This window comes from Aquimarina celericrescens (genome assembly GCF_042682765.1).
Lineage (GTDB): Bacteria > Bacteroidota > Bacteroidia > Flavobacteriales > Flavobacteriaceae > Aquimarina > Aquimarina celericrescens.
The window spans coordinates 105019-119147 of sequence record NZ_JBHUHY010000034.1 but is presented as its reverse complement, the minus strand read 5'-3'; the positions used below and the strand labels follow the sequence as shown (position 1 = coordinate 119147).

Annotated in this window: 13 protein-coding genes; 10 read left to right on the top strand and 3 right to left on the bottom strand. The window is 35.1% G+C overall.

Going from position 1 to position 14129, the window contains the following annotated elements:
• Positions 1-6: 6 nt before the first annotated feature.
• Positions 7-753, bottom strand: coding sequence for an electron transfer flavoprotein subunit beta/FixA family protein (locus tag ACFSJT_RS20090; protein ID WP_378322148.1), 747 nt, complete (start codon positions 751-753; stop codon positions 7-9).
• Positions 754-917: 164 nt separating this feature from the next.
• On the opposite strand from ACFSJT_RS20090, the gene ACFSJT_RS20085 reads away from it, so the two are divergent.
• The 5 genes from ACFSJT_RS20085 to ACFSJT_RS20065 all read left to right on the top strand — a co-directional run bounded on the left by ACFSJT_RS20085 (position 918) and on the right by ACFSJT_RS20065 (position 8795).
• Entirely contained in the window at positions 918-1895 is a 978-nt protein-coding gene (locus ACFSJT_RS20085; RefSeq protein ID WP_378322147.1) for a pyruvate dehydrogenase complex E1 component subunit beta, read from the top strand.
• A 114-nt stretch (positions 1896-2009) separates the two neighbouring features.
• Positions 2010-4505, top strand: a complete 2496-nt coding sequence (locus ACFSJT_RS20080) for a DUF5686 and carboxypeptidase-like regulatory domain-containing protein (RefSeq protein WP_378322146.1) — start codon at positions 2010-2012, stop codon at positions 4503-4505.
• A 180-nt stretch (positions 4506-4685) separates the two neighbouring features.
• Positions 4686-5216 (top strand): inorganic diphosphatase, encoded by a 531-nt coding sequence (locus ACFSJT_RS20075; protein WP_378322145.1) that lies wholly within the window; start codon positions 4686-4688, stop codon positions 5214-5216.
• Positions 5217-5331: 115 nt separating this feature from the next.
• A complete protein-coding gene (locus ACFSJT_RS20070; RefSeq protein ID WP_378322144.1) occupies positions 5332-7713 on the top strand; it encodes a sodium-translocating pyrophosphatase in 2382 nt (793 codons plus the stop codon).
• 80 nt (positions 7714-7793) lie between these two features.
• Entirely contained in the window at positions 7794-8795 is a 1002-nt protein-coding gene (locus ACFSJT_RS20065; protein WP_378322143.1) for an App1 family protein, read from the top strand.
• Here ACFSJT_RS20065 and ACFSJT_RS20060 read toward each other — a convergent pair.
• On the bottom strand, positions 8792-9559 hold the full coding sequence (locus tag ACFSJT_RS20060; protein ID WP_378322142.1) for an XRE family transcriptional regulator: 768 nt from the start codon (positions 9557-9559) through the stop codon (positions 8792-8794). The genes ACFSJT_RS20065 and ACFSJT_RS20060 overlap by 4 nt on opposite strands.
• Before the next feature lie 252 nt (positions 9560-9811).
• Here ACFSJT_RS20060 and ACFSJT_RS20055 point away from each other — a divergent pair, with 252 nt between their 5' ends.
• From ACFSJT_RS20055 to ACFSJT_RS20040, 4 genes are all read left to right on the top strand, one after another.
• Positions 9812-10195 carry an endonuclease domain-containing protein gene (locus ACFSJT_RS20055; RefSeq protein ID WP_378322141.1) on the top strand — a complete coding sequence of 128 codons (384 nt, stop codon included), beginning with the start codon at positions 9812-9814 and terminating at the stop codon, positions 10193-10195.
• The gene (locus ACFSJT_RS20050; RefSeq protein ID WP_378322140.1) at positions 10185-11447 is read left to right on the top strand and encodes a putative DNA modification/repair radical SAM protein; all 1263 of its coding nucleotides are present in this window, start codon (positions 10185-10187) and stop codon (positions 11445-11447) included. The genes ACFSJT_RS20055 and ACFSJT_RS20050 overlap by 11 nt, the downstream gene beginning before the upstream one ends.
• Before the next feature lie 13 nt (positions 11448-11460).
• Entirely contained in the window at positions 11461-12234 is a 774-nt protein-coding gene (locus ACFSJT_RS20045; protein WP_378322139.1) for a TIGR03915 family putative DNA repair protein, read from the top strand.
• Between the two features lie 154 nt (positions 12235-12388).
• Positions 12389-12721 carry a hypothetical protein gene (locus tag ACFSJT_RS20040; RefSeq protein ID WP_378322138.1) on the top strand — a complete coding sequence of 111 codons (333 nt, stop codon included), beginning with the start codon at positions 12389-12391 and terminating at the stop codon, positions 12719-12721.
• Between the two features lie 82 nt (positions 12722-12803).
• Here ACFSJT_RS20040 and ACFSJT_RS20035 read toward each other — a convergent pair whose 3' ends face one another.
• Positions 12804-13379, bottom strand: coding sequence for a nitroreductase family protein (locus tag ACFSJT_RS20035; RefSeq protein WP_378322137.1), 576 nt, complete (start codon positions 13377-13379; stop codon positions 12804-12806).
• A gap of 314 nt (positions 13380-13693) precedes the next feature.
• On the opposite strand from ACFSJT_RS20035, the gene ACFSJT_RS20030 reads away from it, so the two are divergent.
• Entirely contained in the window at positions 13694-14125 is a 432-nt protein-coding gene (locus ACFSJT_RS20030) for a hypothetical protein (RefSeq protein WP_378322136.1), read from the top strand.
• Positions 14126-14129: the final 4 nt, after the last annotated feature.

Sequence of the window (14129 nt, the reverse complement as noted above, 5' to 3'; positions counted from 1 at the left end):
TTTCTTTTAAATAGCTTTTGCTTCGTTATGTAATAAATCTATAAGTTCTTGAACATTATCAGGAGAAACCAATTTTACTTCTCCTTTTGGAGCTGGTTTTTCAAATTGCACCGCCTTTGTTTCATGATCGGCATCAATCGGTTCTACTACGGTAAGAGGTTTTTTACGAGCCATCATAATTCCTCTCATATTAGGAATACGAAGATCACTTTCTTCAACCAGTCCTTTTTGACCACCAACAACCAATGGCAATTTAGCCGTAGATGTTTCTTTACCTCCATCAATCTCTCTAACCGCGGTTGCTGTATCACCATCTATTTCTAAACCAATACAAGTATTCACAAAATTAGCACCTGTAAGTGCTGCAACCATCCCAGGAACCATACCTCCATTGTAATCGATAGATTCTCTACCACCAATCACAAGGTCATATCCTCCATCCTGAACAATTTTTGCCAACTGTTTTGCTACAAAAAAACCATCTGTAGCCTCAGCATTCACTCTAATCGCATTATCTGCTCCAATAGCGAGAGCCTTACGCAATGTAGGTTCTGTCTCTGGACCACCAACATTTACCACATCCACAGAAGCACCTTGCTTCTCCTTGAACCACATAGCCCGTGTTAAACCAAACTCATCATTCGGATTAATTACAAACTGCACTCCGTTGGTGTCAAATTTGGTATCACCATCCGTAAAATTAATCTTAGAAGTTGTGTCTGGCACATGGCTAATACAAACTAATATCTTCATTTTATATAGGTATTTTTTGAGAATTTAATAATAAACGCGAATGTACAAATAAAAAGTCGAATTTACTATGCGTGCATAATAAATTTTTTAATGTTCGATCATGCTCAAAGGGTTTAAATTGCTACTTTTGCCTTTCGTGTAGCACAAAAATAATTATTATATCAATGAAAACGATACAATTCAGAGAAGCAATTTGCGAAGCAATGAGTGAAGAAATGCGCCGTGATGAATCTATTTATTTAATGGGTGAAGAAGTTGCAGAATACAATGGCGCCTATAAAGCAAGTAAAGGCATGCTTGATGAGTTTGGCCCAGACAGGGTTATCGACACTCCAATCTCTGAATTAGGTTTTGCCGGGGTCGGTGTTGGAAGCGCTATGAATGGTAATCGACCTATCATTGAATTTATGACTTTTAATTTCTCATTAGTTGGAATTGATCAGATTATTAATAATGCTGCCAAAATGCGCCAAATGAGTGGTGGACAATTTAATATTCCTATTGTTTTTAGGGGCCCTACCGCTTCTGCTGGTCAATTGGGTGCTACGCACTCTCAGGCTTTTGAAAATTGGTTTGCCAATACTCCAGGCTTGAAGGTGGTTGTCCCTTCAAATCCGAAAGACGCCAAAGGTTTATTAAAATCTGCTATCAGAGACGACGATCCTGTAATTTTTATGGAGAGTGAACAAATGTATGGTGATAAAGGTGAAGTACCAGAAGGAGAATTTACCATTCCCCTAGGAGTAGCCGAAATAAAAAGAGAAGGTAGTGATGTTACTATAGTTTCTTTCGGAAAAATTATCAAAGAAGCATATAAAGCTGCCGATGAGCTAGCTAAAGAAAATATTTCATGCGAAGTAATAGATCTAAGAACTGTACGTCCCCTGGATCTTGAAGCCATTTTTACTTCAGTAAAAAAGACTAATCGATTAGTTATTCTTGAAGAAGCCTGGCCTCTTGCCAATATAGCTTCAGAAATCACTTATCAGGTTCAATCCAACATTTTCGACTATTTAGATGCACCTATAGTAAAAATTAACACTGCCGATACGCCTACCCCCTATTCACCGGTATTGTTCGAAGAATGGCTGCCAAACAGCAAGGATGTTATTAAAGCTGTCAAAAAAGTAATGTACAAATAAAATGAACCTTTTCATTTTACGTTCCTCAATTTTAAGTATTGTGTTATATTGAAAATGGCCTAAAAATTGATGTGATCCACTAACTATTACAAGTATTAATTTTAATGTCTTTGAATGAGAGATTTGATCTTAGGGGGAATTTTAACTGTATTTAGTTGTACATTTCTTCTTTCGCAAACTAAAGTTGGTGGTCAGGTATTTGATAACAACAATCAACCCATTCCTTTTGCCAATGTGGTTTATGTAAACTCTACTGTAGGTACCATAACCGATGAAAATGGTAGATTTTATATGGAGTCTGATGATAATCACTCAAGCATTAAAATTTCTTTTATCGGTTTTGAAACAAAAAACATTGCTCTTAAAAAGCGCGTTAATTATAATATGGAGATAATTCTGGAAGAGGAAGCTGCAGCCTTAGATGCCGTATTTATCTTTAAAGGAAAAACATCAAAAAAAAATAATCCTGCCATAGATATTCTTCGGAAAATATGGGACAATAGACGTGAAAATGGGGTAAAAAAGTTCAAACAATATCAATATGATAAATATGAAAAGCTTGAATTTGACTTGAACACTATTGATAGCGCCCTAATTAATAGTCGAATATTCAATGGTATGGAATTCATTTTTGACGATGTTGATACCTCCCGGGTCACAGGGAAAACGTACCTCCCAATTTTTCTTAATGAAGCCATCTCAAAAGTTTATGGAGACAATACCACTGATGAATTTAAGGAAGTCCTTAAAGGAAATAAAAATGCAGGTTTTAGTGATAATCAAACACTAATTGCTTTTGTTAAAGACCTATATTCTGACTATGACGTATATGAAAATTATCTGAAGTTTTTTGACAAAAGTTTTACCAGTCCATTATCCCGGACAGGAATCAATGTTTACAACTATGTCCTGACCGATAGTGCTTATATAGGTAATAAATGGTGCTATAATATTATTTACTATCCCCGGAGAAAAAACGAGCTTACCTTTAAAGGAGATTTCTGGGTAAACGACACTACCTGGGCGATCAAAGAAATTAACTTAAAAGTTACTAAAAGCGCTAATATTAATTGGGTTAAGGACCTATACATCGAACAGGAGTTTGACGTACTTAATGACTCTATATTCTTAATTACCAAAGATTATTTCCAATCTGATTTTGCCTTTAGCAAAAAAGAAAAATCTCGTGGTGTATATGGAAAAAGAACCACCTTATTCGACAATTATAAATTTGATATAAAAAAAGGTAAAAAGTTTTATCAAAGTCAGGTAGATCCATATGATCAGGATATTTACAATAGGGAAGATTCCTTTTGGAAAAATGCCAGAATGGAAGAACTCAATAAAGATGAGCAAAAGGTTTACAAATTACTGGACACTCTTAAAACTGTAAAAGCATTTAAAAGACTTTATAATATAGGAACTATACTAGCCTCAGGATATATAGAATTTGATGGTTTCGATTTTGGACCTTTATTCTCTACCGTCGGCTTTAATGAAATCGAAGGATGGAGATTACGCGCAGGTGGTAGAACCTATTTTACTGCAAATGACAGATGGCGCGTAGAAGGTTATGGAGCATATGGTTTTAAAGATAATAAATTCAAATACGGCTTGTCTGGAAAATACTTGGTAGATCGAAAGTCCAGACTTATTGTGTCTGCCGGAAATCGAAGAGATGTTGAACAACTAGGAGCTAGTTTAACAAATACCAACGATGTCGAAGGAAGAAGTCTTGCCTCATCATCCATAATTGCAACAGGAGACAATGATCGATTAACTTCGATTAATTTATCAGCATTTTCGATGCAGTTGGAGCCAAGAAAAAATTTCACTATTGGGGTTACTGGATCCTTTAGAACTCTAAAACCTGCAGATCGATCCTTGTTCAGCCTGGATTTTTTAGATCCAGAAACTAATGAGCTGAAATCGCAAATTAAACAGACCGAAATAGCCACTACACTTGCCTATTTTCCTGGACGAAAAACTACAGGATACGGGGTCGATAGAATCACAGTAAACGATGGAGATTTTGCTACTTTATTTCTCAATTATAGCGTTGGTCTTCAGGATATTATTGAAAGCGACTTCGAATACCAAAAAATCCAGTTCTTATACCAACAACCTTGGAATATTGGTGGATTTGGAAGATTAAACAGCACTTTAGAATTAGGTAAAACTTTTGGAGAGGTACCTCTTGGTTTATTAAGTGTTATTCCTGGTAACCAAACTTTATTATCCATCTACAATACGTTCCCGCTACTTAATTTTTATGAGTTTGTAACAGACACTTATGTCACACTACACCTTGAACATAACTTTAACGGAAGAATATTTTCTAGAATTCCATTACTACGAAAACTAAATCTGCGAGAATTGGTTGGACTAAGAGGTGCCTGGGGACGATTATCTGAAGAAAATCTTTTATTAAGTGCTCCTTCAAACGAAATTCTGATCGCTCCAGAAGATGAGGTATATTGGGAATATAGCTTGGGAGTCGGAAATATCTTTAAAATCTTTAGAATTGATTTCCACTTCAGAGGTAATTATTTTGATAATCCAGATGCACGTAAATTTGGAGTTACCGGATCATTTGGCTTTTACTTCTAAACCTTAAATTAAAGAATAGTTCATTTTTTAATTCATCAATACTTTTCTATACTCCTGAAAACGTTATAGTTTATCTTTTCATCAATAATTATTAAAAAAACCAATATTTTCTTCTCATAAATTTTATCTAAACCCTTGTAATACCTATATTTGCCGCCCATTAAACTGAAAACAAAAATTATGAGCGCAGCTACCAAGGACAGCTTTGACGTATTGATTGAAATTCCAAAAGGAAGTCGTAATAAATATGAGTACGACTTTGAAATAAAAAAAATACGATATGATCGTATGATTTTTTCTTCTATGATGTACCCTGCAGACTATGGTTTTATCCCAGAAACTATGGCATTAGATGGAGATCCTTTGGATGTTTTAGTCCTAGTTACAGAACCTACTTTTCCTGGCTGTGTAATGGAAGTAAAACCGATAGGTGTTTTTCATATGGCTGATGAAAAAGGTCCTGATGAAAAAATTATTTGTGTTCCTATTTCTGATCCTATAGCCAGTAAACTTGCCGATCTAAAAGAAATGAATCCTCATTTAATTAAAGAAATAGAACATTTTTTCCAGGTCTATAAAGATCTGGAGAAGAAAAAAGTTGATGTTGGTGGTTGGGGCAATATTGATGAAGCCAAACAAATTATCAAAGACTGTGTAAAGCGTTTCGAAGAGCTTGAAGATAAACCAAAAGGATTGTTTAGTATCTACTAAATCTTTATCACCAAAAAAACATAAAAAAGCACAATGTTTATTATAAGCTATTGTGCTTTTTCTGTTTAGGGTATTTTTACTACTTTTAGCGACTAATTAACTTAAAATATATTTAATGGAATCAAATATGATCTTTGTGCCAATTGCATTGGCAATTTTGGGGTTACTTTTCATGTTTATCAAAATGGCTTGGGTAAAAAAACAAGCTCCGGGTAGTGAAAAAATGCAGGAAATTTCTAAAAGCATTAAAGAAGGAGCCCTTGCATTCCTTGCTGCAGAATACAGGTTATTAGTAATTTTTGTTGTTATCGCTTCTACAGCCCTTTTTGGTATTTCGTTATTAGTGCCTACTACTAGCTGGATGATTGTTCCTGCTTTTGTTTTTGGAGCTATATTTTCTGCTCTTGCTGGTAATATCGGTATGCGTGTGGCAACTGAGGCTAATGCGAGAACAGCTGAAGCTGCAAAAACAAGCCTTCCGCAGGCATTAAAAGTATCCTTTGGAGGAGGAACAGTAATGGGCCTTGGGGTAGCAGGACTTGCAGTACTTGGTCTTAGTTTGTTTTTCATGTTCTTTACAAGTCAATTTATGGGAGCCGACGGTTCTTTCTATGATAATATGACCATTGTATTAGAAGCACTTGCCGGATTTTCGCTTGGTGCAGAATCTATTGCACTTTTTGCTCGTGTTGGTGGAGGTATCTATACAAAAGCTGCCGATGTAGGTGCCGATCTTGTAGGTAAAGTGGAAGCTGGTATCCCAGAAGATGATCCTCGTAACCCAGCAACTATTGCAGATAACGTAGGTGATAATGTAGGTGATGTTGCAGGAATGGGTGCAGATTTATTTGGTTCTTATGTGGCAACGGTACTAGCAGCTATGGTATTGGGTAACTATTTGATAAGAGACATGTCCCAAACTACTCAATTTACAGATGCTTTCGGAAATATGGGACCTATATTACTGCCTATTGTGATTGCCGGAGTAGGTATTTTGGCTTCGATTATAGGAACATTTTTAGTAGGTGTAAAAAATAATGATGCTAAAGAAGCACAAGTACAGAAAGCCCTAGATTTAGGGAATTGGGTAGCGATCATTTTAACTATGATAGCCAGTTACTTCTTGATTCAATATATGTTACCTGAAACACTAACCATGAATTTCTTTGGTGAAGGTGCTAAAGAAGTTTCTTCTATGAATGTATTCTATTCTACACTTATTGGTCTTGCAGTAGGCGCACTTATTTCTGTAGTAACAGCTTACTATACAAGTTTAGGAAAAAAACCTGTTATGGACATCGTTCAAAACAGTTCAACAGGCGCAGCTACCAACATTATTGCTGGTCTTGCTGTCGGAATGAAATCTACTTTTCTTTCTGTAATTCTATTTGCAGCCGCTATTTATGGATCATATGAGTTAGCAGGTTTCTACGGAGTAGCATTAGCCGCTTCGGCAATGATGGCGACTACTGCAATGCAATTAGCTATCGATGCCTTTGGACCTATCGCTGATAATGCAGGAGGCGTTGCTGAGATGAGTGAACTAGAAGATCATGTGCGTGAACGTACAGACATTCTTGACTCTGTTGGAAATACGACTGCGGCAGTGGGTAAAGGCTTTGCAATAGCATCTGCAGCCCTAACTGCGTTAGCACTATTTGCAGCGTATGTTACCTTTACTGGAATCGATGGTATCAATATTTTTAAAGCCGATGTATTAGCTATGCTATTTGTTGGGGGAATGATTCCTGTAGTATTCTCTGCCCTAGCCATGAAATCTGTAGGCAAAGCAGCTATGGAGATGGTGCAGGAGGTTCGCCGCCAGTTTAGAGAAATTCCTGGAATTATGGAAGGCACTGGAACGCCAGAATATGCAAAGTGTGTAGACATCTCGACAAAGGCCGCTTTAAAGGAAATGATCTTACCTGGGTTAATCACCATTATTACCCCTATTATCATAGGCCTATTGTTTGGTGCCGAACCTCTTGGAGGATATATGGCAGGAGTTTGTGTTTCAGGTGTAATGTGGGCAATTTTTCAGAATAATGCCGGAGGTGCATGGGATAACGCCAAAAAATCATTCGAGGCAGGAGTCGAAATTGATGGAGAAATGACCTATAAAGGTTCTGATGCACATAAAGCTGCAGTAACCGGAGATACGGTCGGAGATCCTTTTAAAGATACTTCTGGCCCGTCAATGAACATTCTGATCAAACTAACTTGTTTGGTAGGTTTGGTTATTGCTCCCATTTTAGGAGGACATACCGAAGAGTCTGCCGTGGTTAATCAAGAGATTGAAATTATTCAAAACTCGACAAATGAAACTGCTGAAAAGAAGATTGAAGTCACTATGAAAATGGATGGAGAGCTAGCAACAGCCACAGTTACTGTCGAAACTTCAGAAAATGGAAAGGTAAAACGTGAAGTTAAAGAGTTAGAAGGTTCTGAAGCTGAAATTAAAGCTGAAATCAAACAAATTGAAGCTTCCCTTAAATAAAAAAGTTAAAAATTACAGTACAACAACCTCGCTCCTTTAAGCGAGGTTGTTTATTTTTATGTCAAAATCTATTTTTCTATATGTTCAGAAAAAAGGCTTTACGAATAAATACCTACTTAGGATATGGTACTGAAAATAACTTTCATGCCAAAGGCAGAGCACTAGAGGATGAAAATGTGAGTTTCGATCTGAATCAAAAAACATTTAAAACTCTAAAAAATGTATACAAGCAATTAGAAAGTGATGAGATAAGAAATGCTCAAATAGAATTAAAACTTTCTAACGGAAATATTTATGAAACTATTAGTGATAAAGAAGGATACTATCACTTTGATATTACCACTGAAAAACTTGAAAAATTAACAGATAAGGAAGGGTGGTTACCGTATGCTGTATCCTATCAAGAAAATCACAGTTCGCGTAAGATCAGCAAAAATAATATTTTTCCTGGTAGTATGCTAATTCCTTCTAAACAAGCCGAATTTGGAATAATAAGTGATATTGATGATACTATATTGCATACTGGTGTCGCTTCTTTATTTAAATGGAGAGTAATCGCAAATACAGTATTTAAAAATTTTGATAAAAGATTACCTATACAAGGTACCGTTCATTTTTATCAAAAATTACGGCTTGGAAAGAATAACCTTGCTGTGAATCCTTTCTTTTACGTTAGTAACAGTCCTTGGAATCTTTATGACTATCTAACTGCTTTTTTTGAAAAACATCTTTTTCCTAAAGGTCCCATTCTATTAAGAGATTTTAGAACACCATTTGATAAAACGCCAAAACCAAAAATGCCGCATAAACAATCAGAAATTTTAAATCTTCTGAAAATGTATCCTGACATGAAATTTGTTTTAATTGGGGATAGTGGAGAAAAGGACGCAGATATTTATACCAAAACAGCCGAAGAATTTCCAGGCCGAATTTTGGCAATTTATTTAAGAAACGTAAATCATCGCCGAAAAGAAAAAAGAATCAAAAAAATCATACAATCTTTTGATGCCGCTCCCATTCTACTCGTTCATAGCTATGATCAAGTCATCGAACATGCTAAAAAGACCGGACTCATTACCTAGCTCTTCAGACTTCTAACTTCAGAGGTTAAAGCAACCATTGCTTCTTGTAATTGTTTCATACTGGCTGTATCTGAATTAGCATCAATATTAAAACTAAGTTTACTATTCACCTCCCACAACTCTACTATCTGATGAGTCTGAATATTATAAGGTAAATATTCTGAATTCAACGAAATTAATGTAAGTACAGAAGCATCTTCACTTTTTCGGATTTTCTTTACTACTACGCTGTCTTCGAGAACAACAACACAAATTGCATGGTTTCCAATTTCAGAAAGATTATTTACGGCCTTACCTATCACCCACTCTTTTGGTTCTAAAACGGGCATCATACTGTCCCCTTCTACCTGAAATCCACGGTAGGTAGCATTACGATATTCTGGTAAAGGGATATCAAATGCAGGCAATTGTTGGTACCAATCCACATCTTGAACATTATGAGGGTATCCCGCAGCAGCTTTGACATTGACCAAAACTATATTCTCATTATTCTGAGAATCTACGGTAATTACTTTAGGAGATACATCTCCTTGATACAGTTGGATTTTTTTCTGGTTACTTTCTCCAAATAACCATAATGGATTAACATTAAACTCTTGTAATAGTCTGGCTACCACTTTCCCCGAAATTTTAGTCTTCCCTCTTTCAATATCTGCTGTAGAATTTTTTATTTGTAAAACCTCAGCAAAATCAGATTGGGTGTAATGATTCTCTTCGCGAATTTGTTTAAATCGCTTAATAGTTTGGTCAGTTAAATTATCCATACACTCAGGATTTTTAATTATTATTTCATCTGTAATTTTTTTATTTGTCAGATGGAATTCGCCATTAAACATTTCGATTTGTACCGTCCTAATTATTATGGCTTATTTCACAAACACACCTTTTTAGGATTTGGGATAATTAGTAACAAAGATAAAAGATTTTGGAATATTTCCAATTTTAACATAATTATATTTTAATTTTTATGGAAAAATTCCATAAATTTGGAAAAATTACAACTAAATCAACCTTCTATGTCATCGCAAATCATCCCGCTGTATAAAAAAGTCCCAGAAAAAGTTATTAAACATTCACTTAATAATACTATTACAAGCATTGATGTGCTCACCACTAAATTAAAAGAAAAAGGATATCATTTCTTAAGAAATCAACATATTAATAGATATCTTTTCAATTTTTATTGCCCAAACCTAAAAATTGCGATAGAAATTGATGGTTATGCACACGAGTTTAAGGATATACATAATCTTGATGCCCCTAAAAAATTGTATATTTCTTCCTTAGGAATTACCGTACTAAGATTTACAGACTATCAGGTATTGGTAGATATTGATGAGATTTTCAGGGCCATCAAAAATCAAGTACAACGAGCAACAACAAGTTCTTATGTCGTTTGATCGAACAAGAGAAAAACTTTCGATTCTGGCAGACGCGGCAAAATATGATGTTTCTTGTGCCAGTAGCGGTGGCAAAAGAGCCAATAAAAACAAGGGGCTTGGTAATAATACAGGTATGGGTATTTGTCATAGCTACACTGAAGATGGTCGCTGCGTTTCACTATTAAAAATTCTACTTACCAATCATTGTATTTACGACTGTGCATATTGCGTTACTCGTAAAAGCAATGATATTAAACGAGCTGCTTTTAAAATACAAGAAGTAGTAGATCTTACCATCAATTTTTATCGAAGAAACTATATAGAAGGGTTGTTCTTAAGCTCTGGAATCTTCAAAAATGCCGATTATACTATGGAGCGTTTGGTTTCTGTAGCCAAAAAGCTTCGACTGGAAGAAAATTTTAACGGATATATTCATCTTAAATCAATTCCCGGTGCTAGTGATGAATTGATGCGAGAAGCAGGATTATATGCCGATCGGTTAAGCGTAAACATTGAAATCCCAACTGTATCAGGATTAAAACTTCTGGCACCCGATAAAAAACACGAGGATTTCATAAAACCTATGAAAAAGGTTAAAAATGAAATCATTCAGTATAAAGCAGAGCGAAAAATCATTAAAAGTACGCCCCGGTACGCTCCTGCGGGTCAAAGCACACAAATGATTATTGGTGCAACCGGAGAAAGCGATCGGGATATTATGTATTCTGCCACTTACTACTACAAAAAATTTAATATGAGACGGGTATACTATTCTGGTTATGTACCGGTACTAGCAGATGATCGTTTACCTTCACTGGGGACCGAAGTCCCAATGCTTAGAGAGAATAGATTGTATCAAACAGACTGGCTGCTTCGGTTTTATGGCTTCTCGGTTAACGAAATACTAAATGAATCCCACAAAAATCTAGAGTTAGATATTGATCCTAAATTGAGTTGGGCACTTCGTAATTTACACCTTTTCCCTATCGATATTAATCGAGCAGACAAAAGAATGATAGCTCGTGTTCCTGGAATTGGCATGCAATCAGTATATAAAATCGAACAGGCTAGAAAATTCAGAAATCTGGATTGGTCTCATCTCAAGGCTATAGGTATCGCTCTTAATAGAGCTCAATATTTTATTACCTGTAACTCTAAGGATTTTTATGCAAAAGATCTTTCTGCTGCGACATTAAAAAATATATTGCTGAAAAACTCTAACAGCAAATACAAAAAGCATTTTAACCAGCAGTTAAGCTTGTTCTCTTAAAAATCCAAGGCTTATGAATCCACAAACAATATTGCTTTATGACGGTACTTTTGATGGTTTTTTGTCTTGCGTTTTTATGGTATATGATCAAAAATTATCAGATCCGATAATAAGAAAACATTATCAAACTAATAATCAACTTTTCACAATAACAGAAGATATCATCACTCAAAAAAATCAAGCTCGACGAGTTTGGAATGGGTTTAAGTTAAAAACTACCTCTAGTGAGCAAAGAGATTTTTTCAAAGCTTTTTTAAGCGAAATTAAAGGTGTTGAAAACACATTACTAAACTACATGAGAACAGTTTTTATGAAAGAATCGAATAAGAATATAGATTTTAGCAATAAAGACATTCTTAAAATAAGCCAAGTTGCACGAATGGTAGGTAGAGAAAAACACAGAATGGAAGCTTTTGTGCGATTTCAATTAACCAAAGACAACATCTATGTAGCTACGGTATCTCCAGATTTTAATGTGCTTCCCTTAATTATTGATCACTTTAAAGATCGCTATGCAGATCAAAAATGGTTGATATTTGATACCACAAGAAAATATGGAATCTTTTATGACCTTAATACTGTAGAAATTATAACATTTGAAGATTTAAAAGGTATCAATTCCAAAACTATAAAGGATGGTTATAGTGATCAAGAAGTGAATTTTCAAAAATTGTGGAATTCCTATTACAAAAACGTTACTATTACATCCCGAAAAAATAAAAAACTACACTTGCAACACCTTCCCAAGCGATACTGGAAATATCTAACCGAAAAAAACACTATCTAACCTCTTATTGCTTTAGTATTCCCCTAAAAACTAACCTCTATAATATAGTATAACATACTAGAAGTGTGGATTTTTTCCCCATTATTATTTTTAAATAAACGAAATAAAGTACTATGTTTGACGTTAAGTAACCAATTAACTATATCTATTTATTATGAAAAAAGTATTTTTAGGAGCTTTAGCTCTAACGTTTGCTCTTTCAGTTACATCATGTAGAGAAACTGCTAATAAAACAGAAGAAGCTGCAGAGAACGCTGAAAACGCAATTGAAAATGCAGCCGAAGAAACAGCAGAAGCTACAGAAAACGCTATAGAAAAAGCTGGAGAGGCGCTTAACGAAGCTGGAGAAGCACTAGAAAATGCGGGTGAAGAGGCTGAAGAAGCAGCAGAAAAAGCTGTAGAGGAAGCCGATAAGGCTTTGGAAAAAGCTGGAGAAGCCATAGAAAAAGCCGGAAAGGACACTAAAGACGCTATTAAGAAAAATTAATAGTCTTGTTTTTAAGAGATTTTTTCAAAGCCGCTCTGAAGATATCAGGGTGGCTTTATTATTTAAAAAACCTCTATCAGAATTAGTCCAGCCATTCAGTTTTATCTTCAATTGGACTGCGTTTTGATATCAAATTTTCCTCAAGATCATAATTACCAAGATAAAAGAAACCTAAACAACGCTCTCCTTCCTCAAAATCAAAAAAATCATGCATATAGTTAATTAACTTTGGACTGCTCCAATAGCAACCTACCCCATGAGCAGAACAAAGTAACCACATGTTCTGTACAGCCATTGCTGTAGATGCTATCTCTTCCCACTCCGGGATTCGTTCTTTTGGATCCCGCTGCATACAAATAGCGATCATAGCACTAGCTGATTTACAATTATTAAATATTTTTTTATGTTTAAATGGTGAGAAATCCGCATCAGGCGTGATATCGGTGTACGTATTAGACAAAAACTCTCCCAGTTTATCCTTTGCTTCTCCTTGCACAACTTTAAAACGCCATGGCTGCGTTAACCTATGCGTGGGAGCCCAATTTGCATGATCTAATAGCAATTTGATAAACTCTTTTGAAACAGGTACATCATTATATTGAGCTGGAAAAACAGATCTTCTATTTTTAATGATGTCATGTATATTTGTATGAATCATGTTCTTTTTTTTGTAAAGTTATTACTATTCTTAGGACTAAAACTATTGTTATAATTTATTTAATACTATGGTAGCTCTGCAAGTTCGGGCGCATACCCCAGAACGGCTTAACGACTTAGCTTTATAAGGCATATCTTTAACGAGTATTTTTGCAAAGCCTTAAACTGATCAATACTTTTTTGGTAATCATTATCAGTTAAAAAAAGTGATAACGTCCCATTGTCATAAAAGTAATTGAAAACAGTAAGAGTAAAGAATTCACAGTAAGTAAAAAACCTTTTTTCAGAAGTGCCACAAAAATAGATATTTAACTTATGAAGACATTAGTAAACAAACATGTAATCACACTAAAGAAAACTCCTAAAACTTTACTACTTTGCTATGTGGTCATCTATTTTTTATGGGGGATGGGAATGAATCGTTTTGGTACCGAAATGGAAATTGCAAGATTTAGCCATTGGTGGCAGGTAATAACCTGCTACATTCTTTATATGGTTCCTATATCTATACTGCTTAAAAAATATTCCTTTTTTGAGCAGTACGCCTATGGACTCGTAGCTATGGGAATCCTTGAATTTTTAGGATATTGGCTTCAAACTTCGTATATCTATCCCAATAATATTTTGGATAAAATCTTCAACCCACAAAACTTTAGTTTAGGAATGGCTTTGTTTTTTGCCTTGTATTTTCCTGCTGGAAACTGGCTTGTTTCAAAAGTTCATAGCAGAATTTTTTATAAGAAATAACTAT